27 protein-coding genes are annotated in these 26,250 nt (G+C 41.9%); 15 read left to right on the forward strand and 12 right to left on the reverse strand.

Annotated elements, in window-relative coordinates:
• Positions 1 to 437: 437 nt before the first annotated feature.
• Both HWQ44_RS25025 and HWQ44_RS25030 read right to left on the reverse strand, forming a co-directional pair.
• Positions 438 to 968, reverse strand: coding sequence for a cofactor assembly of complex C subunit B (locus tag HWQ44_RS25025; RefSeq protein WP_292724390.1), 531 nt, complete (start codon positions 966 to 968; stop codon positions 438 to 440).
• Positions 969 to 1,116: 148 nt separating this feature from the next.
• Positions 1,117 to 1,464: a PadR family transcriptional regulator gene (locus HWQ44_RS25030; RefSeq protein ID WP_292724391.1), complete on the reverse strand. Its 348-nt coding sequence runs from the start codon at positions 1,462 to 1,464 to the stop codon at positions 1,117 to 1,119.
• A 675-nt stretch (positions 1,465 to 2,139) separates the two neighbouring features.
• On the opposite strand from HWQ44_RS25030, the gene HWQ44_RS25035 reads away from it, so the two are divergent.
• From HWQ44_RS25035 to rpsN, 5 genes are all read left to right on the forward strand, one after another.
• Positions 2,140 to 2,718 (forward strand): DUF3611 family protein, encoded by a 579-nt coding sequence (locus HWQ44_RS25035; RefSeq protein ID WP_292724393.1) that lies wholly within the window; start codon positions 2,140 to 2,142, stop codon positions 2,716 to 2,718.
• A gap of 597 nt (positions 2,719 to 3,315) precedes the next feature.
• Entirely contained in the window at positions 3,316 to 4,596 is a 1,281-nt protein-coding gene (serS, locus tag HWQ44_RS25040) for a serine--tRNA ligase (protein ID WP_292724395.1), read from the forward strand.
• Between the two features lie 103 nt (positions 4,597 to 4,699).
• A complete protein-coding gene (rseP, locus tag HWQ44_RS25045) occupies positions 4,700 to 5,800 on the forward strand; it encodes an RIP metalloprotease RseP (RefSeq protein WP_292724397.1) in 1,101 nt (366 codons plus the stop codon).
• Positions 5,776 to 6,474 carry an endonuclease III gene (nth, locus tag HWQ44_RS25050; RefSeq protein WP_292724398.1) on the forward strand — a complete coding sequence of 233 codons (699 nt, stop codon included), beginning with the start codon at positions 5,776 to 5,778 and terminating at the stop codon, positions 6,472 to 6,474. The genes rseP and nth overlap by 25 nt, the downstream gene beginning before the upstream one ends.
• A gap of 77 nt (positions 6,475 to 6,551) precedes the next feature.
• On the forward strand, positions 6,552 to 6,854 hold the full coding sequence (gene rpsN / locus HWQ44_RS25055; RefSeq protein WP_292724399.1) for a 30S ribosomal protein S14: 303 nt from the start codon (positions 6,552 to 6,554) through the stop codon (positions 6,852 to 6,854).
• Between the two features lie 69 nt (positions 6,855 to 6,923).
• On the opposite strand, the gene HWQ44_RS25060 is transcribed toward rpsN, so the two are convergent.
• Complete coding sequence (locus HWQ44_RS25060) at positions 6,924 to 7,253, reverse strand: hypothetical protein (RefSeq protein WP_292724400.1); 330 nt, start codon at positions 7,251 to 7,253, stop codon at positions 6,924 to 6,926.
• A gap of 81 nt (positions 7,254 to 7,334) precedes the next feature.
• Between HWQ44_RS25060 and aat the strand changes: the two genes are divergently transcribed.
• The 3 genes from aat (at position 7,335) to HWQ44_RS25075 (ending at position 8,343) form a co-directional block, all read left to right on the forward strand.
• Positions 7,335 to 7,910 carry a leucyl/phenylalanyl-tRNA--protein transferase gene (aat, locus tag HWQ44_RS25065; RefSeq protein ID WP_292724402.1) on the forward strand — a complete coding sequence of 192 codons (576 nt, stop codon included), beginning with the start codon at positions 7,335 to 7,337 and terminating at the stop codon, positions 7,908 to 7,910.
• Between the two features lie 93 nt (positions 7,911 to 8,003).
• Entirely contained in the window at positions 8,004 to 8,186 is a 183-nt protein-coding gene (locus HWQ44_RS25070) for a DUF5615 family PIN-like protein (RefSeq protein WP_292724403.1), read from the forward strand.
• Entirely contained in the window at positions 8,173 to 8,343 is a 171-nt protein-coding gene (locus HWQ44_RS25075; protein ID WP_292724405.1) for a DUF5615 family PIN-like protein, read from the forward strand. The genes HWQ44_RS25070 and HWQ44_RS25075 overlap by 14 nt, the downstream gene beginning before the upstream one ends.
• Before the next feature lie 69 nt (positions 8,344 to 8,412).
• Here HWQ44_RS25075 and HWQ44_RS25080 read toward each other — a convergent pair whose 3' ends face one another.
• From HWQ44_RS25080 to HWQ44_RS25090, 3 genes are all read right to left on the reverse strand, one after another.
• A complete protein-coding gene (locus tag HWQ44_RS25080; RefSeq protein ID WP_292724407.1) occupies positions 8,413 to 8,976 on the reverse strand; it encodes a Uma2 family endonuclease in 564 nt (187 codons plus the stop codon).
• Between the two features lie 49 nt (positions 8,977 to 9,025).
• A complete protein-coding gene (locus HWQ44_RS25085) occupies positions 9,026 to 9,703 on the reverse strand; it encodes a hypothetical protein (protein WP_292724408.1) in 678 nt (225 codons plus the stop codon).
• Between the two features lie 385 nt (positions 9,704 to 10,088).
• Positions 10,089 to 10,760 (reverse strand): LuxR C-terminal-related transcriptional regulator, encoded by a 672-nt coding sequence (locus HWQ44_RS25090; RefSeq protein ID WP_292724410.1) that lies wholly within the window; start codon positions 10,758 to 10,760, stop codon positions 10,089 to 10,091.
• Positions 10,761 to 10,860: 100 nt separating this feature from the next.
• Here HWQ44_RS25090 and HWQ44_RS25095 point away from each other — a divergent pair, with 100 nt between their 5' ends.
• The 4 genes from HWQ44_RS25095 (at position 10,861) to HWQ44_RS25110 (ending at position 15,687) form a co-directional block, all read left to right on the forward strand.
• On the forward strand, positions 10,861 to 11,517 hold the full coding sequence (locus HWQ44_RS25095) for a DUF3386 domain-containing protein (RefSeq protein ID WP_292724412.1): 657 nt from the start codon (positions 10,861 to 10,863) through the stop codon (positions 11,515 to 11,517).
• A gap of 145 nt (positions 11,518 to 11,662) precedes the next feature.
• Positions 11,663 to 12,172, forward strand: a complete 510-nt coding sequence (locus HWQ44_RS25100; RefSeq protein WP_292724414.1) for a HugZ family protein — start codon at positions 11,663 to 11,665, stop codon at positions 12,170 to 12,172.
• A gap of 186 nt (positions 12,173 to 12,358) precedes the next feature.
• Positions 12,359 to 13,243, forward strand: coding sequence for an alpha/beta hydrolase (locus HWQ44_RS25105; RefSeq protein WP_292724416.1), 885 nt, complete (start codon positions 12,359 to 12,361; stop codon positions 13,241 to 13,243).
• A 137-nt stretch (positions 13,244 to 13,380) separates the two neighbouring features.
• The gene (locus HWQ44_RS25110; protein ID WP_292724417.1) at positions 13,381 to 15,687 is read left to right on the forward strand and encodes an FAD/NAD(P)-binding protein; all 2,307 of its coding nucleotides are present in this window, start codon (positions 13,381 to 13,383) and stop codon (positions 15,685 to 15,687) included.
• 113 nt (positions 15,688 to 15,800) lie between these two features.
• On the opposite strand, the gene HWQ44_RS25115 is transcribed toward HWQ44_RS25110, so the two are convergent.
• On the reverse strand, positions 15,801 to 18,554 hold the full coding sequence (locus HWQ44_RS25115) for a zinc-dependent metalloprotease (protein WP_292724419.1): 2,754 nt from the start codon (positions 18,552 to 18,554) through the stop codon (positions 15,801 to 15,803).
• Between the two features lie 931 nt (positions 18,555 to 19,485).
• On the opposite strand from HWQ44_RS25115, the gene HWQ44_RS25120 reads away from it, so the two are divergent.
• Complete coding sequence (locus tag HWQ44_RS25120; RefSeq protein WP_292724420.1) at positions 19,486 to 19,881, forward strand: hypothetical protein; 396 nt, start codon at positions 19,486 to 19,488, stop codon at positions 19,879 to 19,881.
• 125 nt (positions 19,882 to 20,006) lie between these two features.
• On the opposite strand, the gene HWQ44_RS25125 is transcribed toward HWQ44_RS25120, so the two are convergent.
• Positions 20,007 to 20,258, reverse strand: a complete 252-nt coding sequence (locus HWQ44_RS25125) for a hypothetical protein (protein ID WP_292724421.1) — start codon at positions 20,256 to 20,258, stop codon at positions 20,007 to 20,009.
• Between the two features lie 357 nt (positions 20,259 to 20,615).
• Here HWQ44_RS25125 and HWQ44_RS25130 point away from each other — a divergent pair, with 357 nt between their 5' ends.
• The gene (locus HWQ44_RS25130; protein ID WP_292724423.1) at positions 20,616 to 22,064 is read left to right on the forward strand and encodes an AAA-like domain-containing protein; all 1,449 of its coding nucleotides are present in this window, start codon (positions 20,616 to 20,618) and stop codon (positions 22,062 to 22,064) included.
• Between the two features lie 295 nt (positions 22,065 to 22,359).
• Here the strand turns inward: HWQ44_RS25130 and HWQ44_RS25135 are convergent, their stop codons facing one another.
• The 3 genes from HWQ44_RS25135 to HWQ44_RS25145 form a co-directional block, all read right to left on the reverse strand.
• Positions 22,360 to 22,737 carry a hypothetical protein gene (locus HWQ44_RS25135; RefSeq protein WP_292724424.1) on the reverse strand — a complete coding sequence of 126 codons (378 nt, stop codon included), beginning with the start codon at positions 22,735 to 22,737 and terminating at the stop codon, positions 22,360 to 22,362.
• Positions 22,738 to 22,929: 192 nt separating this feature from the next.
• Complete coding sequence (locus HWQ44_RS25140; protein WP_292724425.1) at positions 22,930 to 23,568, reverse strand: ThiF family adenylyltransferase; 639 nt, start codon at positions 23,566 to 23,568, stop codon at positions 22,930 to 22,932.
• A 34-nt stretch (positions 23,569 to 23,602) separates the two neighbouring features.
• Positions 23,603 to 24,433, reverse strand: coding sequence for a hypothetical protein (locus HWQ44_RS25145; RefSeq protein ID WP_292724480.1), 831 nt, complete (start codon positions 24,431 to 24,433; stop codon positions 23,603 to 23,605).
• Positions 24,434 to 24,533: 100 nt separating this feature from the next.
• On the opposite strand from HWQ44_RS25145, the gene HWQ44_RS25150 reads away from it, so the two are divergent.
• Positions 24,534 to 24,914, forward strand: coding sequence for a hypothetical protein (locus HWQ44_RS25150; protein ID WP_292724427.1), 381 nt, complete (start codon positions 24,534 to 24,536; stop codon positions 24,912 to 24,914).
• 354 nt (positions 24,915 to 25,268) lie between these two features.
• On the opposite strand, the gene HWQ44_RS25155 is transcribed toward HWQ44_RS25150, so the two are convergent.
• Complete coding sequence (locus tag HWQ44_RS25155) at positions 25,269 to 26,240, reverse strand: helix-turn-helix domain-containing protein (protein ID WP_292724428.1); 972 nt, start codon at positions 26,238 to 26,240, stop codon at positions 25,269 to 25,271.
• Positions 26,241 to 26,250 lie beyond the last annotated feature (10 nt).

The raw sequence follows: 26,250 nt of genomic DNA on the forward strand, positions 1-26,250 counted from the left end.
ATCTTAGGCATTGAATGTGGCTCCTGACTATTATTAACTGGCAAAATTGCTAAGTTTATGCAAAATTTAATTTTTTTTTAGTTTGTAGCTGATTTGCCAGTAAATCTAGTCCAGGTAATTGGAAAGTGAACTTGTCTCAAACCACGCTAGATTGCATGGGTTGATACTATTTTGATCATCAATAAGGGAGTGGGTATAGAGCCAAGCGCGTCTAAAAGTGCTAGTGAAGTTGCGCTCTTATGCCGTAGATTGTTAGGCAAGCTCTGTCAATGAATTTAAGTTAATGAATTTAAATTTTTTCCCCACGATTTATATCGTGGGGAAAACTGACAAAGCAGAAGTCTTGATTTTCTCCTTCCTACTTTCCATTGCCTAAAGAGTAGGTCAGGTCAGAAGTCTGCATATCATAGTTAAGAGATGGTCACAAAAATCAACAATTATTTCCCAGGCTTTAGCTGTAGAGTCCTCTGTAACTCACTGAGCTCATCTCGATGGGCAGCTACGGTTATCTTACTTGAGGAGGTTTGTTCGCTCTGAGTTGTTTCTACTTTGAGCGACACCTTCTCAAGTCTTCCAGATTTTTTCCAATAAAATAGACCACTTAAAGGCGACAGCAGTACCATCGCCAAAACAAGAGTACTGAGGCTAGGAAAAAGCAGGGATACTACCAGAGATAGACAAACAATCCCAGTAGCTGCCAGTAAAGTTAGAAATATAGCTAAGAACCAGCTGGGGCGAACATTACCTTCAAAAGTCACCTGGTTTTGTTCTCGGTCTACCGCTGCCACTCGATAAGATCGCGATCGAAAATACTCTTTTAATTGAGACATCAAAGCAGCTTCGTCTTGCTCAGATACCAGTTGCGCTATTTCTATGCGGTCTTTAGTCGAAGCACGAATAAAGAAAAACAGCCCAACCGATAACAACAAGGTTAGCAGGAACGTAGATGGCAGAATAGCAGTATCCATAACTAATTGTTAGTGTTTGACTGGAGGAGACTTATTCATTATCAATTATTCGTTATACCAATTTGAACAATGATTGCGACAAATGGAGCGCCAAAAAGCAATTACCAGGGACTCTTCCACAATCCAAAATCCAAAATCTAAAATGGTATTACTTTGTCCTCCTGTTAATGTAGTCAAGCCATTGAAAAGCTAAATCTTGAGCTTGAACTTGCCACTCGGGAGAAACTTGGTACATCCGCCTGGGACGTCCCCGTCCTTCGAGTTTTTTCCAATATCCAGTAATTGCCCCTTGGTCTTCCAGAAATTTGATTGCACTATAAAGTACGGTATCTGAAAGCCGATAGATGGGATATTCAGTTTCTAATTGCTCGATTAATTCGGTTCCGTAGGATTCACCTTGTAATAAAACAGACAGTATGTAACAAACTGCTAGTTCCTGACAAAGGTAAGTTGGCGGAGGATTTTCAAAGAATTGATATATATCCTCAAGTTTCATGGTTATTGAATGGCTAAAAAAATGCCTTAGGGTAAGGTCTACAATTCTTGTAGTCAGTATACAGTGCTACTGCTAAGAGAGTAATACAGATAAAGCTACTTAGATTAGATATCCATTGTGTAAACACCAAATAATCACCCACGCCTGTGAAGTTGTGGGAAGAGTTTGCGAGTTTTAGGGGCACAAAATAATGTATCCCTATCCAAGCTTGATACGGTGTGGTGAGGAGCGAACAGACAGTGGCTAACTCACTATCTTGGTGTCAAGTGATGCCGAACTGGTTAGAACCGCTTAAGCAATAAAATGCCATCGAAGAAATTTTACAGGTAAAATGCTATTTTGTCTGTAAAAGTTAATAAACACTTTGTTTTACAGTGATTTTCCCAATGCGAATTTTAAAAGCTTACGCTAAAGGATATGTCAGGGTTAAAGCTGCTACGCCAGTGAAAACACTTAAGCAGTAACCATTATTGATTTCCTCGACAAGAGAATCTTTTGTCTCTTATGGCAAGTGTGATAGTAAATTTATCAAAGAAGACCTTAAGGCGGAGGCAAAGAAGACGGGGAGAGGGGGAGATACTCTGACGCGGGGAAAGAACTCTTCCTGTCCCCATGTTTCCGCGTCCCCGTTTCCTCGTGTCCCTTAATCAAGCGCCCAGCACATTGGTGATCACTATGTCACAAACTCCCGATGCCCCATCATCTTCCTCAACTCTCAGGGCAATTGCCCAAACTTTTCGCCTTACAGGTTGGATTAGCTTCTGGATTCAGCTAGTACTAGGCGTTGTTTCTAGCATAATTGTGCTGCTGTTCGCCGTCTTTAATCAAAAAACTGGCAGTTCTAGTAATAATCCTGGGACTGGCTTTGGCGTATTTTTAGCAATTTGTGGACTGGTTGTCTTGGGTGGGGGGATTTATTTAGCTTACCGTTACACTAGAATTGGCAAGCAATTAGAATCCTCCAATCCCAGCAACCGCCCTCGCAAAAGTGAGACTGTGCAAGTATTACGCTTAGGGCTGTGGGTGAATTTAGGAGGAACGCTGGTGACTCTTTTGGGGGCGCAGGCGATCGTAGGCACACTGGTAGCAAGATCCATCTCTCCTCAAGCGATAACTACACAATTTTTTGATCCCACCCGAATTATTAGCGGTCTAGATATGCTTGTAGTACAGGCAAACACCAACACCGTCTCAGCACACTTTGCAGGGCTGGTGGCGTCGCTTTGGTTACTCAATCGCATTAACCGACCTTAGAAAGGGGAGTCAGAAGAAAAGGTAAAAGTCAAAAATCAGCAATTGTTTTGACTTCTTTTCTTGCTTACTTTTCTCCTCGTTTTCAGAGGTTGTATGGCGAATAATTCAAATATGTTAATCTTACTTTTCTGAAATTATCGAAGTATAGTGTGAAAACCAATACTAGTTACTTATATTTAGCATCTATCTACAGAGTGATACTATAACCGTTAGAAGCGTCAATTAATTGTTATTAGAGGTCTTACACTAAAAAAAACTATAAATCTGGAAATTTGGTATATAAGTACTTTTTAGTACATTGATGATTGGATTGTGTAGTTCCCTAATCTTTATGGAACGCAATAATAGCCAAAATCAAGCAATGTACTGGAGTGGTTTATCAGGAGTACTTGCTTACTGGCTATCCTCACCTGCGAATACTCAGGAGTTTGGAAAATCGCAGAAGTAATCCCAAATTTTGGATTCTAAATTTTTCTAGCCTTGGCAAGATTGGCAGGGCAAAATTTTTATGGTTGCTTTTCTGCTCATGCCAAGCCAAAATCAGTATATGCTGATGTGTTGGCAGGTAGATAATAGGCTAAAAACTGAGAAAAATCTGTGCTGGATATCAAGCAAATACGGGAAAATCCGCAATTAGTTCAAGAACGATTGAATAGTCGTAGTGGTAAATACGACATCGAACCGATATTACTGTTAGATCGGCAACAACGGGAACTTGAGGGGACGCGTAGTCAACTCCAAGCCCGTAGCAACGAAATTGGTAAAATTGTTGGGCAGAAAATTAAATCTGGGATCAATCCTCAAGATCCAGAAATTCAAGCTTTGCGGGATGAAGGTAACTCTGTCAAGGCTACATTGAGCCAACTGGAACCCCAGGAAAAAGACCTCAAAGCCGAAATTGCTCAACTTGTGTTGGCGCTTCCCAACTTGCCAAGCGACTCTACACCCCTTGGTAAGAATGAGGAAGATAACGTAGAGGTGCGCCGTTGGGGTGATGAGTACATTCCCCAAAATCCGAATATTCTCCCTCACTGGGAAATTGGCGAAAAGTTGGGTATTCTCAATGTTGAACGAGCTGTAAAAGTTGCCCAAAGTCGCTTTGTGACATTGATAGGTGCTGGTGCGGCATTGGAGAGGGCATTAATTCAATTTATGCTGACTCTCCATACTCAAGCTGGGTATGTGGAAGTTAGTCCACCGCTGTTAGTGAATACCGAGTCTTTGACAGCGACCGGTCAGTTACCCAAGTTTGGAGAAGAAAGCTTTAAATGTGCTGATGATGACTTATGGCTGATTCCTACGGCAGAAGTTCCAGTTACAAATCTCTACCGGGGTGAAATTCTCGCTGCTGAAGATTTGCCTATTTACCATTGTGCCTTTACTCCTTGTTTTCGCCGCGAAGCTGGTAGTTATGGGCGCGATATGCGGGGATTAATCCGCCTGCATCAGTTCAACAAGGTGGAAATGGTGAAATTTGTCGAACCCAGTACGTCTTTTGATGAATTGGAGAAATTGGTGGGGAATGCAGAAGCAATTTTACAGGCGTTGCAGTTGCCTTACCGAGTAATAAATTTAAGTACTGGAGATTTGGGATTTGCCTCTACCAAAACTTATGATTTAGAGGTTTGGTTGCCCTCTTCTGGCAAATACCGCGAAATTTCTAGTTGTTCTAATACTATAGATTTCCAGGCGCGACGGGCTGATATTCGCTTCAAAGAGGCGGGGAAAAAAGGTACTCAGTTCGTACATACTCTAAATGGTTCGGGTTTGGCGGTAGGACGGACGATGGCAGCAATTTTGGAGAATTACCAACAACCTGATGGAACGGTGAAGATACCAGAAGTGTTGCAACCTTACTTGGGACGTGAACTTTTGTAATTAGTCATTAGTCATTTACCAATGCCCAATGCCCAATGCCCCATGCCCAATACCCAATTAGAATGGAGATAACTATAGCTTAATATCTTCACTAATTTACTCTATGTCAGTTTTAGCAGCGATCGCAGTCTTGGCTGTTTTGATCTTGGTACACGAGTTGGGACATTTTGTTGCAGCCCGTTCTCAAGGCATTCTCGTTAACCGTTTTTCTTTGGGTTTTGGCCCAGTTCTTTTGAAGTACCAAGGTTCACAAACCGAATATGCTATCCGCGCTTTTCCCTTGGGCGGTTTTGTGGGCTTTCCCGATGATGACCCCGATAGCGATGTTCCACCCAATGACCCAAATCTGCTGCGTAACCGTCCAGTTTTAGATCGGGCGATTGTTATCAGTGCCGGAGTGATAGCTAATTTAATATTTGCCTATTTGGTGTTGGCTCTGCAATTGGGAATTGTCGGCATTCCCAAGGAATTAACCTATCAAGCTGGTGTCGTTGTCCAGCCTGTTAATCAAGAATCTGTTGCCTACCAAGCAGGAATTCGAGAAGGAGATATTATTCTGGCTGTTAACGGTCAAGAACTCCCGGCTTCTGATAAGTCAACTCCTTTGCTGACAAAAGAAATTCAAACTCATCCCAATCAGCAAATCGAACTGAAAATTCAGCGTGAAAACCAACAACAAACCCTGAAATTAACACCAAAACTGGGAGCTGATGGCAAAGGCGTAGTTGGTGTGGCACTCAGTCCAAATGCTACAGCAATTTATCGCCGTCCTAATAGTCCTTTTGAAATTTTCGGTCTTGCAGCTAACAGGTTTCAACAATTATTTGTTGGGACACTCAGCGGTTTTGGACAGTTGATTACCAACTTTCAACAAACTGCTGGACAAGTTTCTGGGCCAGTTAATATTGTCAAAATAGGTGCAAAGTTAGCTGAGGACAATAGCGTAAATCTGTTGTCTTTTGCAGCAATTATCAGCATTAACTTGGCTATTATCAACATTTTGCCTTTACCCGCTTTGGATGGCGGACAACTCGCTTTTCTGCTGATTGAAGGTTTGCGCGGTAAGCCTGTGCCTGCCCGGATTCAAGAAGGTGTAATGCAAACTGGTTTGGTGTTACTCTTAGGCTTAGGAATTTTTCTGATAGTCAAAGAAACTACCCAATTAACTAGCCAATTGGAATGGGTGCAAAAATTATTCCAGTGAAAATAGCGAGTAGTGAAAAGAAAGTTTCACCTTTAAGAAAGCGATCGCTAGAAATTTTAGCTCGTCTGAAGCGTCTTTATCCAGATGCTACCTGCTCTTTGAATTACTCAACGCCAGTACAATTATTGGTGGCAACGATTCTATCTGCTCAGTGTACTGATGAGCGGGTAAATAAGGTGACACCAGCTTTATTTGGTAAGTTTCCTGACGCTGAAAGTTTAGCGATCGCTGACTTAGTAGAGTTAGAAAGTTTGGTGCGTTCAACTGGATTTTATCGCAATAAAGCCAAGAACATTCAAGCCGCCTGTCGGATGATTGTCACTGAGTTTAACTCTGTTGTCCCCAACCAAATGGAACAGTTGTTAAAGCTTCCAGGTGTGGCGCGGAAGACGGCAAATGTAGTCCTAGCTCATGCTTATGGCATTAATGCTGGCGTAACAGTAGATACTCACGTCAAGCGCCTCAGCGGACGTTTGGGTTTAACTGAAGCAAAAGACCCCGTTCGGATTGAGCAAGATTTAATGGGTTTATTGCCTCAGCCTGATTGGGAAAATTGGTCAATTCGGCTAATTTATCATGGTCGTGCGATTTGTAAAGCCCGCTCTCCCGTGTGTGTTGCTTGTGAGCTTGCCGATTTATGTCCTGCTGCTAATAAGCCAGTGGTTGTAGGGTAAGCGACACAAGTAACCCCAGAATTGATGGGGAGACTGTAGAATGGAAAACGGTGTCTTTAAATTAAGTTAGAGAATTTATGGCAAAAAAGAGCTTGATTGAGCGCGAAAAAAAGCGCACCAGGTTGATAGAAAAGTATGCTGACAAGCGAGAAGCGCTTTTAGAAGAGTTCAGAAGTGCAGCATCTCCTCTGGATAAGCTAGAAATCCACCGGAAGATTCAACAGCTACCCCGGAATAGTGCGCCCACCCGCCACCGCAACCGTTGTTGGTTGACTGGTCGTTCTAGAGGTGTTTACCGCGATTTTGGGTTGTCTCGGAACGTGCTACGAGAATGGGCGCATGAAGGTCTTTTGCCTGGAGTTGTTAAGTCTAGTTGGTAGTCAAGAGTCATTAGTCATTAGTCATTGGTAAATAACAAAGGACTAATGACAAAGGACAAATGACAAAAATTATTGACCACAACACTTATCAATTCCCAGACTTTCTAAGAGTAGATCGCTGACGGCGTTGGCGATCGCAAACTCTCCGTAAAAACTATTAGAAAAATCATACGACTGCATCTCTGTGACAATGGCAATTACCAGAGAACCAAGGTCGTTTTCTCCTTCCATCCGTTGACGCACAAAAATCTGTGCGGCTCGTTGGGCAATATTTTGGTTTACGGCTTCGGGGATAAATTCTGTATCTAGCCACCGTTGTAAACGTTCTCGTAACCATTCACCTTCGAGCAACGGATTTTCAGGCAGTGGTAGGGTGATGGGTGGAATTGGTTGAGTCATCTTTTTTTTAACGCAGAGGAACGCTGAGGTTGACTAGTAGCATCAAATTGCGTTTCTAAGAGTGTTTTTTTATATTTATTTATGCAATATGATATCGCCGCTATTGTTGAGGGCTATGCACAAGGCTATTTTCTCATGGCTGATGAACGCGATCGCTTGAGTTGGTACGCAAGTCGCGATCGGACTTTTATTCCTTTGGATGAGCGGTTTCGTTACCCCAAGTCTTTACAGCGCGTTCTGAATCAAGAACGGTTTACTGTGGCGATTAATCGGGACTTCCAAGCTGTGGTGGCTGGGTGTGCTGACAGAGAGACAACTTGGATTTCACCGGAATTGGAAAAGATTTACTGGCTACTTTACCAGAGTGGTTATGCTTTTAGTTTTGAAACTTGGCAGGGTGACGAGTTAGCTGGGGGAATTTTAGGGATTGTCATCGGCGGGGCTTTTATTGGCGAGTCGATGTTTTACCGCATTCCCGAAGGTTCAAAGGTGGCGATGGTAAAGTTGGTGGAAAGATTGCGTCAGAGGCAATTTGTATTTTTTGATGCCCAAATGATGAATCCGCATTTGCAAAGATTTGGTGCTTATCGGGTTGAGGATAAAGAGTATCAAGTTTTACTCAAGCAAGCGTTGCAATGTCGTTGTGCTTTGATGTAAAGGCTGACAGATTTTTTAAAACAGCTTTTCTCTGTTGTGTAAGGGAATTTATATGTACGCTTCACGTAAGCTCAATCATCCCGTTTTGGTCGCATGACGATCTGGATAGATGCACATCTCTCACCTGCAATTGCAACTTGGATCACCATCACATTCGGCATAACTGCATTAGCTTTGCGTGATGTTGGGCTGAAAGATGCCGAAGATGCTGAGATTTTCGAGGCAGCTAGGGCTAGAGGAGTCATCTTCATCACCAAAGACAGTGACAAAGCTTGACTTAGTTGATCGTTTTGGAACACCGCCACAAGTTATCTGGTTGACCTGTGGCAATACGTCAAATGACCGATTGAAAGAGATTCTGAATTCAACATTGCCAGAAGCATTAGACCTTTTGCAATCTGGTGAAGCGTTAGTCGAAATCAGAGGAGATTAAGGGTATACACTCGCCATAGATTAGGTTCTTTAGTATAAACCCAAGATTTTCTTCCACATTCACCAATAGTCACTCCAGCAACCACCTAAATAAACCTTCTACTGTTAAGCTAAAGTCTTGAGCAAATTCTGGCACTGGTAACTGTGTTCCGAGTTCTTCGTAAAAAGTGGTTGGTTGATCTGGCAAGTAGACAAACACAGATTGTTCTTTAGGATCAATCAGCCATCCCATCTGAGTACCATACTTCAGGCAATGCAAAATATTCTTGGTAACTTTAGTTTGACTTTGATCGGGAGATAGAATTTCAATTGTCCAATCTGGGGCAATTGAGAAAACGTTAGCAATCCCACCATTATCTTTTCGGGGAATTCTATCCCACGTAAACACAGAAATGTCAGGCACAATTGAATGTTCGCCAAAAGTACAGCGAAGTTCACAGAAAGCCCGTGCAATCTGTTTAGGTTTTAATACCAAGTTAATTGCAGGTGCTAACTCGGTCTGAATGGCACTGTGTTCTCCTTGTGGCATCGGTTTTTGGATTATCCGCCCATCAATGTATTCACTGGTAGGTTCTGTCTCTGGCAAATCCAGGAATTCACTTAAAGTCAGCGTTTTAGCAGGGATCTGTACCATTTAAGGTTTCCGTCAAAAACTCATTATTCATCCATCAAGATGTTGGAGATTACTTGCACATTTGCAACGTGCGGCGATCGCTAGCAGTGATAGAATTTAACCGATAAAAGTCTTGCAGAGCCAGTGAGTAAGCATAAGAATTTGACTCATCATCATTAACTTTAGGCAGTCTATTGCTTGTAGCTACCTGATTCGATTGATTAGAGTTGGCTTCATTTGACGAACTATTAACTGTCATCGCCAACTCTCCTGATGGGTTGATCGTACCCTGAAAACAATTAAACTCTGATTGCGGCATATACAAAGCACCCGTTACCTTGGCTTGCTGCTTTTGAAATATGATATAACCTTGACCAAGTTGGTTTGCGTTTGGGGATTGACCATAGAGGTAAATCCCATCTTTTACAGGAAAATCTGCTTTTGGTAAAACTCTTGCGCTTTTTGTAGCTCCCTGATCGCCCGGAACCAGCGCTGTGATTAGGGGTACTGTTTTTCCGCCTCCAGAAGCCGCATTCAGTTGACTTCTCTGCTCTCGAACTTTTCTCAGCTGCGACAAAAGAGAGTTTTCAGAGGTTTTGTGAATCTGAGCCGATGATAATCGAGAATCTGTAACTGATACTACTTGAGTCTGCTTGGCTATAAACCCCAAACCGAGAAGTAAGCCTAAGCCCGCGAGGGAAATTGCCCACTTACGGGGAGATAATAACTGATGAAGGTTGTTAAGCACCCTACTTCTCCTGTTAAAAAACTAACTAAGTTCTCTAGAACTTACTTAAAGTATAACCAAGTCCTAATTGTTAAAGACTTTATTCACGACTTATATTACTATTGTCCAAAAAAGAAAACTGTCAAAAACAAAAGTTTTTATTTAATTTGGTCCAACAATCTTAGATTACCATCAGTCAGAGTCTTTATAACAGAAGGCAGATAGCGTAGCGTGTTGTAGAAAGGCTAGAGGGCAGGATTAACCCACGTTTAAAAGCTTGAGATTGAAGTAAGAAGAATTGTATCTTGCTGCACTCTACTCAATACAATTCTTCTTTTAAAACTGGGTTTTATACCCAGAATGAAAGTTTTTATTGATCATTCTTTCCTTTTACCTGCTACCTCCTTCAAGAAACTTGTATATCTTGTAGCTTTGCCACCATTTCTGCACGCGCCGAAACCTTCAACTTCCGAAACATCCTCTTTAAAGCTTGTTTGACGGAATTTTGCGTAATCCAAAGTTTTTCTCCAATCTCCGCATTCGTGAACCCCTGCGCCACCAAATCGGCAATTTCTAACTCACGCGCTGTTAAAGGACTCACTAAAAGAGAATTGGATATTTTGGGTTTTGTGCGTAGGGTTGCCATTTTTGCTGACAAATGAATGCATAAAGCGCTCAAGTCAGCTAAATCATTGCCATTAAAGGCAGGATTTCCCTTGTCACGAGCCAAGTTAAGGGTTCCGACAAGACGACCATCGCAAACAATTGGCCCAGTCATCACATGTTCGTGATCGGAACGAGAGCAAAAATGCTTCCAGTCTCCTGGTGATAATAATAACTGTTCATGAGCGGGAGCATGACGCTCAACCACGTAGCGCCCCACTGGATTGCTTTCTAAGCATACTGCCGGAATGCCTGGAACATTCATATCAGTGCTTGGCTCGTCATTTAGGAAATAAATACCCCAATTTTGCACGCCAAAATGCTCACCAATTTTATCCGTAAGAGCGAGCCTTAATTCTTGCTCATTCTGGACATTGGCGATCGCATGAAATGCAGCGTGTAGAGAATTAGCCATAAGTGTACCCAGTTGGGGACTATCCAAGCCTCAACAATTACTTCTATGCTAATACCAAGGAAACTAAAACGCTAATTACAGTAGCGACTAGGAGAAGCACATGACAGTTACACAACTCTCTGCTCAGGAACTTTTCCGGGCTGCTTATGAAAACCGCTATACTTGGGACAAAAATTTTCCCGGTTATACCGCAAATATTACCTTTAAGCATGATGATAAAGTGTTTACAGGCAAAGTTATCATCAGTGCCAATCTCAAAGCCGAAGTTTTGGATGTAGATGATGAGCCAGCCCAGAAAGCAATTCATGGTCAAGCCTGGGAGATAGCAATTCACCGCGTCCGCCGCAGCTTTGAAGACACCCACAGCGCCAATACCTTTAGCTATGGCAAAACTGACGAAACTGGTGCGGTTGAGCTTTTAATGGGTGGTAAGGCTGAGGGCGATAAATATAAAGTCCGCAATAATGAAGTCTGCCATGTTCACCGTCTAATCCACGGTACTTTTGTGACCATTGACACGTTCAGCAGTCACGACACTGGAGAAGGCTACCTATCTCACCGCTATGACTCTGTGTACCATGACCCCAAAACTGGGGAACAAAAGGGCGGTAGAAGCGAATTTATTGATGAGTATGAAAAAGTTGGTGACTATTTCATCCTAAATCGTCGGGAGATTCGCACCGAGACAGCAGGACAATTTTCTACTCAGGAATTTATTTTCTCTGACATTAAATTGTTGGAACCTGTTGCTGCTTAAGCTGTATTTTAAAATCGAAAAATTAGCGATCGCTCTTTATTTAAAGAGAGCGATCGCTTTTACTTTTTGGGCATTCTATGGCTCGTAGACACCGCTCAATCACGTTAGGATACTTAATGTTCCTAATAAGCGTGGTAATTTACTTATGAGTCAACTTGAAAACATTCAAGCTGAGTACGAAAAATTTCCTGAAGCATTTGAGAGTGTAATCATTAGCACCGTAAGCGCACAGGCAATACCCAATGCTAGTTATGCTCCCTTTGTAATGGATGATTCCAAAAATATCTACATTTACGTCAGTGGTCTTTCGACTCATACCAAAAATCTTTATGCCAATCCTCATGTTAGTGTCTTGTTTATCGAGGATGAAGCTAAGAGTAATCTAATTTTCGCCCGTCGTCGTTTGAGTTTTGATTGTACGGCAACATTGATAGAGCGTGAAACTGACAATTGGAATCAAATTGTTGAGCAATTTCAAGGGCGGTTTGGTGAAATTGTCGAGGTTTTGCGCGGCTTGTCTGACTTTCGGATTTTCCAGCTAACTCCGAGTGAAGGTCGTTTTGTAGTTGGTTTTGGGAGAGCATATCAAATCAGTGGTGATAACCTCCATCAACTTGTTCAAATCACAGGAGATGCCGACAAAAAACAAGGGTAAATTATGAATTATGAATTATCAATTAGCAAATATACTTGGCGATTAGAAATTGTAGCTATACAAACTAAGCCCGCCTGCGCGGACTCTAAGAATTTGAAACCCACGGAGGTAGGTTTTGTCTGTATAGCCGCGAATTTAATTCGCCAGGTCTAGGGATATTTTTACTAAACTAAACTTTTTAATTTTATGCTTCAGTTTCAACCTCCTGGCTTTGGACATAAAGTCATCCATACATCCTTAGGGGCAATGGTTTACTATACCCAAACGAATGCACCTTGGGCGATTGCTGACACTGAAGATTTATCTCCACTACTGTTTCTCCATAACTTTGGTGGTGGAGCATCTGCTTATGAATGGTCTAAAGTTTACCCGGCTTTTGCCTCTAATTACCACATTTTAGCCCCCGATCTCATCGGCTGGGGAGAATCGGCCCATCCAGTCCGGGATTATAAAATTAGGGATTATCTCAGCACGATTGCAGAGTTTATCATTCAAACTTGTCGCCAGCCTGTGACAGTGATAGCCTCATCTCTTACAGCCGCTTTTGCTATCCGTCTAGCTATTGTTCAACCCAATTTATTCAAAGCACTGTTTTTGGTTTCCCCCTCAGGATTTGATGATTTTGGACAGGGTGCTGGACGCAGACTTCCGCTTTCGGTAATCAATGCGCCTCTGTTGGACAATTTTATTTATATGCTTGGTGCAGAAAATGAAATTGCAGTCCGAAATTTTTTACAAAGTTTTCTGTTTGCGAAGTCACAACGAGTATCCCAAGAGATGGTGGAGGCTTATTTAACTTCGGCACAACAACCTAATGCCAAGTTTGCTGCTTTGGCATTTTTGCGGGGCGATCTTTACTTTGATCTGAGTTTATATATTCAACAACTGACAATTCCCACCGTCATTTTTTGGGGAGAAAAAGCGCAATTTACCAACATCAAATTAGGACAACGCTTGGCAAACTTAAATCCAAGAGCAATTCGAGATTTTACTGCGATCGCAGATGCCGGAATATTACCTCATTTGGAAATAACGGAAGTTTTTATTGGTCTGTTGCAGAAGTATCTTTAAGAATTAGGACACATTTTCCTAGTCAAGTTAGAATAGACAACATGGGAGGAATACACTAAAAACCGATAGGTATATAGTATTTAAATTAATTGAGTTAATTGAGAAAATAGTTACCATACACTCTATCTAGCACTGTGATGCATTCTAATGTCCTGATAGCCCATCCTTCAACCACTACGATCGCCCTCGTTGGCGCTGGCTTTAGTGGTTCTCTAGTAGCGGCTCACCTGTTAAAAACTGCCAACCGCCCCTTGTTGATTAAACTGATTGAGCGCAGTCACGACATTGGCAAGGGAGTCGCCTACAGCACCGACACCATCAGCCATTTGCTGAATGTATCCGCAGGCAAAATGAGTGCCTTTCCCGATGATCCCAGTCATCTGCTGCGTTGGTTAAACTATAACCGCACTGAGTTGGCGGCATTTCTGCCTAATGATCTGAACGCCAGCAGCTTTATTCCCCGTCAGATATTCGGGCTTTATGTCCAGTCGATTTTGGAGGAAGCTGAAGCCACGGCATCAAGTAACGTCCGATTGGAGCGCGTTATTGATGAAGTGGTGGCAGTGGAGCCACAAGCCAAAGGTGCGATCGTCTCCTTGGGTAGCAGCCGTACTTTCGTCGCAGACAAAATTGTGTTGGCATTAGGAAACGCACCTTCCGCCCCTCCTGGATCGCAATCCTCTGAGGACAATGACACTCCCTACCTACGTCATGCCTGGTCAGCCGAGGCGTTGGCAGAGCTTGAGCCAGATGCAGCTGTATTGCTAATTGGTACTGGACTGACGATGGTGGATATGGTGGTGTCACTCCACGCTCGCAACCATCGGGGCAAAATTTATGCCGTGTCTCGCCGGGGCTTGTTTCCGCTACCGCATCAATCGACTAAACCCTACCCCCCTTTCTTGACCCCAGATACCGCGCCGAAAACGGTTCGGGGCTTGCTGCGGCGCATTCGCAGTGAGGTGCAGAAGGCGACAGTGCAAGGTTATAACTGGCGATCGGTGATTGATTCCCTGCGTCCCATCACGCAGCAACTCTGGCAACAACTGCCCCGTGTGGAGCAAAAACGGCTTTTACGCCATGCTACCTCCTATTGGGATGTACATCGGCATCGAATTGCCCCCGAAATTGGCAAGATTGTCCAAGCAATGCTGGATTCTGGGCAACTAACTATTACCGCCGGGCGGATTCAGGATTATCAAGCGGCATCTGATGCGGTGGCTGTAACCGTTCGCCAGCGCCAAACACAAAAGAATCAGGTCTTGCAAGTCAGCCGCGTAGTAAATTGCACTGGGGTACAGGCAAATTATCAGCGATCGCCCCAATTCCTAATTGCCAATTTACGCACCCAAGGATTGATCCGCCCTAACGATATTGGCTTGGGTTTGGATACTGCCACTGATGGTGCTGTATTAGATGCTCAGGGCAAGCGTTCAAGCCTACTCTATACCTTGGGCACTCCCCGCAAAGGCAATTTGTGGGAAACGATCGCTGTCCCCGAACTGCGTGAACAAGCTCAGGCATTGGCAGCAACGGTGTTGCAGTCGCTACCTGTGCGGGTGCGTCCCGTTTCGCCCATTTCTCGCGCCACTAAACAAGATTACGGCGACCTTCGAGCCACTATCCCCCAGTCAACGCTGTTGTTTCGCCAATTTTTTGACCCAGAATCCAGCACCTACACTTATCTGATTGCAGACAGTCAAACTAAAGATGCGGTGCTGGTAGATACAGTCTTGGAGCAGGTTGACCGTGATTTACAAGTGCTGGATGACTTGGGGTTGAGTCTCCGCTACTGTTTGGAAACTCACATCCATGCTGACCATATCACTGGTGCTGGTAAACTGAGGCAGCAAACCGGTTGTCAGGTGATGGTGCCCCAAAATGCCATTGCTAAGTCTGCGGATCACTCCCTTGGCGATCGCGAAACCTTAATTGTGGGCGCGGTGCGAATTGAGGCGATCGCTACACCAGGGCACACCGACAGCCATCTAGCTTATTTAGTGAATAATACTCATCTATTAACGGGCGATGCCTTATTGATTCGCGGTTGTGGACGCACAGACTTTCAATCGGGCGATGCGGGTACTCTGTACGATACAGTGACGCAACAGTTATTTACTCTCGCAGAGGAAACCCTGGTTTATCCCGCCCATGACTACAAAGGGCGAACTGTTTCCACTATTGGCGAAGAAAAACGCCTCAATCCCCGATTTGCCAATCGCACCCGCGATCAATTTATCGCCATTATGAGCCATCTGGGTTTGAGCTATCCCAAAAAGATGAACGAAGCCGTACCCGCCAATGAATACTGTGGCGATTTCATGCCTGAAGAGAGTTTCAGCAATGGCATGAGTTTGGCGATCGATGTAGACCGTGAAAAAGTAGAACAAACGCTATCAACCAATACTGAAATTTATGAGGACTACTTTGCCATGTACATTTAGTGAGTGCTGAGTGCTGAGTAGTGAGTGATGGAGATGAAGGAGAAATAACTCCTCCCCTCTGCCCCCTGCCCCCTGCCCCCTGCTCCCTGCCCCCTGCCCCCTGCCTCCTATTGCTACCTAGAAACTAACTGCGCGTTTAATGCTTTAGTAATGCGATCGCCAGAAGCTTCTAAGTGGGCTAAAGTGTAAATATCAAGGCTTTCACCAATTTGTTTGAGTCTGACATCAATGGCTTTTTGCAGTTGGCATAATTCATACCAAGCCAATGTTCGACCATCTTCGGGTGTATTAGTAGTACCCAACATTATCTGGAGCAAAATATTCAGATGTTCCCGTTGCAATGAACGGCGGATGCTAGAAATTGGCTTTGGTTCTCCGGGGGCGAAAACTTCTGTCCAGATGCCTGTTTGTAGGGTGTCGAACAATTCTGGTATGGAAAGCGCTTCTCCAGGCAGAGTTTTTAATTCTATATCTTGTAACCGATTTAGGCGATCGCTGTCTAATAGCGATCGCAATATGGCACTTTGAAAACTCAGAATGCGATCGTGAATTGGATAATCAAGGCGGTTATTAGGTGCAGAACTACCCCAGTGTTCCCAACGCGACGGTGCTAGCTGATTCAGTAATTGTGGTGAAAAGCTGAAAGCATCTTCAGCGAAGACATACTGTTGCAACTTTGTCAATGCTTGACGCTGTTTAAAAAGTGAAACTGGTACAAATGCCCAAGCAGCATCATCACTGCTATGAAGACGCCGAAACGATTGTCCACCAATGTATTTAGAAAGCAAAGTGGCGTTCCGAAAATAATATTTAAGTACTCTATTGAATTTAAGGCGCAGGTTACTATAGCTTTCTCCTTTCGATAGATAACCCTTATCAAGACGCTGCCACATAAAACGAGCATTATCCATTTGCCACTGCGAATAAAGTAGCACATCACTACTCATATCCCAGACATTTGCCAAAGGATTGATGTCCCAGATATCTTCATCAGTTGCGTAAGATAATTCTGGTTGAGGCGATGCCAGTGCAATCTGGTCTAAAAAACTTTTTTCTGATTCTGGAATAGTTACCTCAAGTGCTGTTGATGGACATTTTTTATAACCATACTCAATTGCCCATTCGTCATAAGCCCCAATAACACCTGGAAAATAGTCACCTTGCTGTACTCCCTGTGGTGCTATATTCACAGGTAGATAATCCATCACCGAACCAACTAAACCTTTGGTGTGAGTGATTTCAGTATTATTTAATTCTTCTGGCGCTAACATAGTGCTGCCATAAAAGTTGTGGCGCAAACCTAGAGTATGCCCGACTTCGTGAGCGATGAGAGAACGCAAATATTGATGCACATACTCCTTCCTCGTTTCACTACTTGGTGTAGTGTTTGGCAAAATTGACAACGCCAGCGCCCCCATCGCTGCTTGATTTGAAGATTCCATACCATAGCAGGACTCAGAGGAGGAAAAGTGAGCAGGGGAAGATGATGCAAAGAATCTATCCAGGAATTTCCCCGCGTCTTCATGTCCTTTTGTCTTTTCTTGACATGGGTTTGTCCTCAGTGATGAATTTGTCTCCATCAGTGCGTGATATTCTTGCTGAATTAAGCGCACCATATTGGCATCCACAATGATATCTGCATCCAATATTTCCCCAGTGAATGGGTTGACGCGCATCGGCCCTCTGGCAAAACCTGCATCCAAAGAATTGAACCAGCGAATAGTATTGTAATGTACATCTGCTGGCTTCCAATCAGCATCATCTGGCATTTGTTGCACTTCAATGGCATTTTGAAATCCGGCTTTTTCAAATGCTTTGTTCCACATCAAAACGCCTTCACGAATCGCATCGCGGTATTCTAGTGGCACAGCATTTTCAATCCAATACACAATTGGCCTTTTGGGTGGAGATAAGGGAGCGTTAGGATTAGATGGTTCTAGATGCCAGCGATTAATATAATGTACAAATGATTCGTGAACATTATTGTTAGAGAAATCTTGGAAAGCGGTAGTAAAATATCCAACTCTGTCATCAGCAAGTCTGGGAATATAACCATTGTTTTCTCTCAACTGAGAAAAACTGTAGTGTACCTTCAGAGAAAGTGCTCTGCTATCGGGTACGGTAACTAAATTTGATCCTTCTAGTGATGAAAAACCGTAAATTGAATCAATCTCTACGTTTTCTGGGAAACTGTTAACATCACCAAAATATGACTTGCGTGCATCTAAGCGGTAATCAGCCTGTAAAGAGTATTTCAATAGAGGAGTTAATCCAGGAAAATCCTGCATTAGCAGTTCATTCAGGTTGATCAGAATATTTTGACTCTTTGGATCAATAGTGGCTATTTCCAGTGAATAAAGAACTGAATCGCTAAATGAACGAGCAAGCGATCGCTGTTCTGGTTCACTGTCTGTACGGAATTTCACATTACGCAAAACAAAATGCAATCTATTATTTACTCGTCGGAAGTAGAAGAGAAAATCAGAAAGAGGTAATCCACTATAAATTCCACTTTCCCCAACTCCCGATTCTAATGTTACTATAGCTAGGTAGTCTTTATTTAGCTGCTCTGGTTTAAGTTCTAAGTAAACCTTGCCCGAATCTTCGCTGCAATAAAGTGTAAAGAGTCCTTCTAGTTTATCTATCCGATTAACAATTCCATTAAATCGGCAAAAATCTTCTTTTTTAATCTCAGTAAAATTCTTGTCAGCACTTGCTAATTTTTCAACTGCTGGGAGTTCATTTAATGGCTGTACATCAATATTAGAAGTATTTGAAAGTTGGTTTGCTCCCGCGTAATCATTTGATAGGAACAAGCCATACAGTAATACGATAAAGATTGCTAATTTCGTTATCCAGTATTTCATCCTTTGGCTTTCCACCTGAAGCAGTTCTCGTATTAAGGAAAAATGTGGATTAGTTTGCCGTCTGTAAGTCCTTCAAATAGCTAGGAATTACGATATAAATAAATCCACTTATTCAGATAAACAATGCTTCTAGTACAGCACAGCAGATATCCAACGAGCATCTTAGTTAACCAGACAAGTTGCTTAAGCAACTTGTTAAAGGTAGACAAACTCTCGCCACAGTGTACTAGCCTAAAAGTCATGTGACTATTAACTGTTATTAGTAACTCTTTAGGAATTATCCATTAAGCATCTATGTCTTAAGCTAGATAATTTTTCTAACTAAAGATACATGCTTTTTAATTCTATTTTTATTAAAGACCAAATGTAGCATTAAAAATGTATTTAGTGCTACATTTGGCAGTCGAAGGAATCTCAAGCATGATTTATAAACTAAAGATATAAAATTCTAAAAAAGCTGTTATTAAGCAATTAAATGCTTTTTTCGGATTAATTGTGGAAATTCCTTTAAAATTTGGATGGGCATTCAGATCCCAACCAAATCTTAAAATTCCCAGTCCCTAGAAACATCGGGCGATTGGAAATCGCGGCTACACAAACGAAGTCCGCCTACGCGGACTCTCTGAAACCCGCGCAGGCGGGTTTAGTTTGTATAGCCCCAGACTTCTAGTCTGTTCGCGTAGCGTGCGCCTTAGCGCAGGGCGAGATCCGCCAAAATGGGATGCTCCTAAATCAGCTTGCTTGCCTAGTTCTCGCCCTTTCACTAGATTGACGAAAATCGCTTTGAGTTGTTTGGGGTTGGAATGGGATAGAGCAAGCAATCTAGCTACAAACCGATATTTTTCATAATTGAGATATGCCTTTTGTTAGAAGGATAATTGTTTTTTTATAGTTAGTCTTTACTTGTACTCCAAAAAGCAACCTACTTGGCATGATAAATTTGATTTCTAGGACGATTAGTCACATCAGTACCTTGCTTAAAGGACTTCAGATAAAAAGTTTTTTGGCTGTTGTCATTGTTGGTTTTCTGATGCTGACGACGAATGTTGCTTATGGGCAAAATGATAAAGCCTTAGGTGAAAGAGTTCGCGAACAGGTACAGCAAGATGATTCTCAAAGACCGAAAACAATAGGAGAGTGGAATAAAGAAGCTCGTGAAACCGAAGGTTCTCCTGGTAAACGACTGGAAAAGATTGGTAAAGAGTCAGCAGAAGCCTTTAAACAATTTGGATCTGGGTATGTAGAGGGTGCTCAGAAAACTGCTAATGATGTAGGGGACAGTGCGGTACAGACAGGCAAAGATATCTCTAACCAAGTTCGACGCTAAATGCGTTACCGTACTATATTTGCAGCAAGTCCTAAGAACACCGAACTGTTCTAATACTTGAGTAATGCGCTTACTCTTCCTGATGAGAGATTGTAGGGTTTTTAAGTTGCATAAAATATAAGTCTTTAGTAAGGGCGTACAGCTAACTGTGCGCCCTTACTGCGTGTTGAATCCAACAGATAATCGCTAATTTTGAGAATCGTCACCCTTAGCGAGTCTTGTCTGCGAGAAGCGAGCGTCACAGCCCGTCGTAGACATCGCCTACACCTTGTTGAATGCATCTGCACTGCAAAATCCAGATGAATACCAGATAAGAAATAACTTTCAGTAACACTGAGTAAATCGGTACGAATAAAGTGAACTAAGTTAATCGTCATTCAAATTGCATCTTTACGTCTCTGCATCCCCGTGTCTTTCTAGCGATTTGAACTATGCAGCTTAAAAGCGTATCAGATTATTAAGGCTAACATTTTTTATTTGCAAGTAACAAAAAACTCTTGATCCAGCAGTGTCAGCGGCTTTCCATAGAAGGGGCAAAAATGACAATCAATTATAGTTATGTTTGTTTATACCCACTCATCCAACTCTCATAAAACAATATTGTATATTTTTTTACTAACTTTATAATAGTTCAAGAACAGCTAAGTAACTGTAGAATAACCGTTTGAAAACATGAAACAATGAGGAGATAGCTAAGACGGTAAAGAAAAAAAAGCAGATAGATAATTAGCGATATGAAGCAATCTAAGAGCACGCGAAGACGAGGACTTGTCCTAACGATAGCTGGGTTGAAGCGTTTACAGGCGTCGATTCTGGCTATGGAAAAGGTACAAAATAATGGGCATCGCTTCACTCTAGAAGATTTAGGCGATCGCATGAATGTTTCTACCAAAACTCTAAACCGATTATGGTCGTTGAATACAGGCGTAGATCAAAAAACCCTGAAATTGTGCTTTAGCGCCTTTAACTTAGAATTACGCAGGGAAGACTATGCAATCTTGAGTGAACCGAATCATACTGTAAGTTCTCAAACTCTCTCATTAAGTTTAGACACAGAAGAAAAAGAATTATCTCCGTCTTTATCCTTAGATTCATTTGTTACTCAACATCATAACCAACTCGAAAATCTTTGGTCATACCCAGATGGCCCCGTACCTTTAGATTCCCCCTTCTATGTAGAACGTCACCCTATTGAGGAACTAGTTTATCGAGAAGTAATTCAACCAGGCTGTGTGATCCGGATTCGAGCACCAAGAGAGATGGGTAAAACTTCTCTTGTGCTGCGGCTGTTAGCCTTTGCCAAAATGCAAGGTTATCATCGGGTGAACGTGAATTGCAACCAAATCGATTCAAGCTGTCTAACAGACTTGAACAAGCTTTTGCGTTCTCTTTGCTGGCAAATTGCAATAGAATTAGGCATTGATCCCAAGCTAGATGAAAAATGGGATGAGGAAATAGGCTGTAAGTTGAGTTGCAGTGTATATTTGCAATCTTATTTGCTTAAGCAGAGTAAAAGTCCAGTAGTTTTAGTGTTAAATGAGGTTGACCGTTTTTTTGAATATCCTGAAATTGCTCAGGAGTTCTTTGGTTTGTTGCGCTCTTGGTATGAGGAAGCACGACAAGATAACAACTTGCAGAAACTGAGGCTAGTAGTGGTTTACTCCACAGAAGTATATGTCTCCCTGGATATTAACCGATCCCCATTTAATATCGGACTACCGATCCGGTTACCAGAATTTACTGAGCATCAAGTAGAATATTTAGGCCAACGGCATGGGCTAGACTGGGGCTATAATAACGAAGTTGCCCAACTGATGTCTCTGGTGGGGGGACATCCAGCACTGATTCGGATTGCTCTGTATTATCTTTGCTGTCAAGGAATTACTTTAGAAGAACTGATCCGGGATGCGATCACTAACGGCGGTATCTATCGTTATCATTTATGGCGACACTGGGCAATCCTGCAAGAAAATCCCAGTTTGGTAAAGGCATATATTGAAGTTGTGGCCGCAAAGCAAAGCATTTCTCTAAATCCCATTGACGCTCATAAGCTCGAAAGCTTGGGGTTGATCGCTTATGAAGGCGATCGCATCCTCCCGCGTTGTGAACTTTACCGTGCTTACTTTAAAAAACAACTAGGCGTTGCTGAATTTGAATATAAATCATTGCAAAAACGTGCCTGATCAAAAACTATCAGATACTCGTTTTCTTGTGCCCACCTTACCTCTACAATACAAGCAAGCTAACAAGATGCAACCTTTTGTAGAGAAGGAAAGGAGAAGTTTGAGCGGCAATTTACTCCGCTCAGACTTCTCTTGAGTGTAAGCTTTTTACAATGGATTGTTAAGTTAGTGAGGTAAACTATTTTGATCTATAAGCCAGATAAAAAGCCTTTTTTAATCCTAAATGCTGACGACTAAAGCCTTTATTTTGCTGTAGTTTAAAGCTGCTAATTTTGGTATTTTCAACGAAAAACAATTAACTAGCTGACCAAGAAAGCTGGTAATCTTCAATATCAAATATTCCATTATTAGAAGACATTTTGAAAAATAAGTAATAATCTCCTGGTTCCCAAATACTAAATTCTTGCTCTTGTTCTTGAATATTAGCAGTCGAACCACTATTAGGGATGGTTATGCTAGCAGTTTGTGTTCCGTTATATGCTTTCATCAAAAAAACTTCTAGCAGGCAGAAACCCTGTAATTTAGCTGAATAACGAATTTTGAAACGGATTTTTCCCCCATCCCTTAGAGTCTTTTGAATAGAGAATTTTTCGGTTTGAATGGGATTGGCAGACAGATAAATGCCTTGACCTTGTGTTAATATATGGCTTTGCCTTTGATTGACTGAACTCATGACTTTTTCCTCAAAAAGAATAGACTCTATTGAGCTAATTACATTGTTGACAAATGTTTTTTCCTAGCGCGTTTGTATTTTCTCGCCATCGGCAAGAAAATGCAATGACAGATAAGACAGTTAAGAAGACAGTTAAAAAATAAATTCTGATGGGCGATGTCTGCGACAAGCTGCTAAGAGCTTCTACGCAACCTATAAAAACAGAGATTGAACAGTCAAATCCTTTAGGGTAATGGTGAAGTTACGCTGTTCTGCTGTTGCAATGAATGAGATAATCGCTTCACACGCCACAGCAACGGTTAACATCACCAGGTTTCGTGCCAAAGGATAATCACAGACATCATCATTCACCTCAGAAGGAACCCGATAAACTTCATTCCAAATTACTTCTGCATAATCAGCCGATAGTCCAGCATGAAGACAAGGAATGTTTAATTGTTCAGCATAATCTTTCACTGCTTGACGTGCCACGCTATTGTCAAAGACATCAACAATTAGCTGGCTGTCTTGAAGTAATTGATTTGTATTTGCTGGTGTCAACTCCTTTGTTTTGGCATCAACTTTAGTACCAATTGCTCGATATAAATTGTTTGCCAAGATTTTCGCTTTGAACGCTCCCACATCAGAACGGTAGTAAGGCTGAGTTGAAAGGTTACGCTCCTCAATGCGATCGCGATCTATCACTGTAAGTTTATCAAAACCAGACCGAGCTAAGTTTTCCGCAATGTTAGCTCCTAATGCTCCAGCGCCACAAATTGTTACACGATAGTTCTTCAACTTTGTCATCACAGCATTGCTGCGGTAAAGCTGTTCGTGAAAAAAGATACTCATAATAATTCGTAATTAATTAGTCAGCTTGTTCTCACTAGTCTTGTTGTTCCATGACACCCACTAAGGATTGCAAGTCAAAATCGCGATCGCGTCCACTCAGACAAATACCAGAACTGACAACTGTCAAATCAGTTTTAGCGATCGCACTACTATGGCGAACACCATCAGCAGTTATCCAATCTACTGTCCAGTAATCGTTGCGATCGTGGAATTGATTTAATTCACCGCCACCCATTTGCAAAGCCTTTTTTAGTCGCTTTTCATCCTGTTGGGGTTGAGTAAAGCCCTCAATGCGCCGCGTTGCTAATTCATACACTGTGCGGATTTCTGGAGTAATGCCCTTAAACTGTAATTCTTCAGCAGAAATGAGTTGCTTGACAGCAGATTGCAGAGTTTCAGAAATTGCCGGATCGGTACGGCGATCTACTTCCTCGAACCAGCATGACTGTCCATTCCATCGGGCAATGATTTGCTCAAAGGTAACGCCCTCGGTTACTAAGTGGACTGCGATCGGCTTAACTACTTTCAACCGTTGACGCATATCTACTTCATTAACCGGGTATGCTAACCAAGTTTGTCCCCGCAGCTGGTGTGCTAACCGCAGCCGTATTTGGGGAAAGTGTTGCAGGTATTCTGCAATTTGGGGTAAATCTGCTTCTTCTACAACCGTTGCTGTTTTCTCATCCACAGCCTGAAAGATGCCCCAACCTTCAAATTTACTAGGCTTTGGACTGAAGGTGTAGATCATCCCGGCTACCCGTGTGCGAACTCGTCCACCTTTGACACAGGGCGCAAGGAATTGGGTTGTAGACAATTGTGCTTCTGCGATCGCAATTTGGTTGATTAACTTACGGATGTCAGTCATCATTATCTCTGTTTACGCATAATTACCCAAGATTATTACTAGCAACGGAGTATATAAAAAAACATAATATCGATCAATAAATCCAAAAAATAGAAAAATAATGACTACCCAAATACAACAAATATCAGAATCCCGAAAAAAGTTAGCAGCTGCTTACCGTGCAGTTTACGCAATTGGAGTTTTGTGTATTTTTCTAAGCATAATATTCTTTGTTGCTGGTAGTCGATTGCCTGATTATCTAATATTGGTTTTTTGTTCTTTATTTTTTGGTTTACTTTATTTAGTTCTAGGTTTCTTTGTACAACGTAAATCAAAAATTGCACTAGGTATTGCAGTAGGATTGATGTCGCTAAATGTGTTGACTGGCGTTTACAATTTGATTCAAACAGGTAAACCGTTTGGCTTGGCTATTCCCATGATATTTTTAGGTCAGACTATAGAAGGATTTAAAGCTATAGAAGTATTAAAGTCAAAGACTTGAAGTTAATTTTCATTTTGTTAATCGATAGCCTTTTACTTAGAAAGTAGTACAATTCCTGCGTGCAAGTTGGTGGAGCATTGCGTGTTCTCAGTTACTAAAGGGACTCCGCTGGTGAGTTGTTATACACTCTTTCAAGGATGGCTACTTTTAAGCCTACCTCCCAGGTTCTTCGCACTCCCCGTTCACACACGCCCACTGCATTTGGCAGTGTTACCTTTCCTCTCGTACTAGTATGTAGGCTCCAAGAGTTGGGGCACGCAGGATTTTAATATAATACAATATACTACATAAAATTGGAAGAGATGAAAAGGGAGATTTTGGAGTAGAGCGATCGCTGAATTTTATCAGCAGGACTTAAACTTTAGTTACTGTCAAACAATTGTTCTTGAGGACAAATGCAAAAAAACCACTATTAGTCATTCCAGGCGATCTAATTTTCCATGCACCAATATACGCTCTTTCTGAATCAGCATGTTCCTTTGGAATAGCAAGCTTAATGGATGTATCTGTAATTCTAAAACTAGTTCCCTTGAATATAGGCAATTTCCCAGGAATAGCCCAGTTTTGACTCAGCTGTGTAACAGATAGTTTTTGATCATCCTTCAAATTAAGAAAGACATTATCTGCTGTTATTGCTAAATCAGTAGAGTTAGATAATTTTAGAGCGGAATCTATAAAGACCTCCATCACAGCATAGGATGCAGGTTCTTCTGATCTATTTTCTACAGCAATAATCATATCTACTTGTTCAGAGAATGGCTGATCTTGAAAAAACTGTATTGGAACAGGCTCTTTACCACCAAGAGAAAAATTAAAGTGTAAATCAGGTGTTGTTGCTCTACGAAGAATATCTCTAATCTCATAATCCTCCATTGCGAAAGACTCAAAATTGAAGCGTTTGTAATATTTCTTGTCGGCAGCTTGATGAGGTGCTCTTGTTGTAGCTTGAGGAATTGAAACTACATACAATACATGACCTGGGTTAGTAGTAACCAGTTCTATTTGCTTAATGATAAGTTCGTTGATACGAGGATGAATGTTTGAATTTATAGTCTGTTCTAATCTCTCTTTTGACAAGGTATTAGGATCAAATCCTGTATCAATTTCAGTAGGGATCTGCCCATTTTCTTTTATACCGTAGATAATTCTGCCTCCAGCAGAGTTAGCAAAAGCTGAGACATCTTTGCTAAGTTCTATTTTCTTTTTATCAGTAAGTGGAAAGATTGCAGGACATTCCTTATAATCAAGTTCAAGGCTTTCCTGAACTTTATCTTTTATCATAGAGAGAATAGTTTCTTCAGACCATTCTTTGAGTGGTGTAGTCATCGTTATCTTA

This window comes from Nostoc sp. JL34 (assembly GCF_017114945.1).
Classification (GTDB): domain Bacteria; phylum Cyanobacteriota; class Cyanobacteriia; order Cyanobacteriales; family Nostocaceae; genus Nostoc.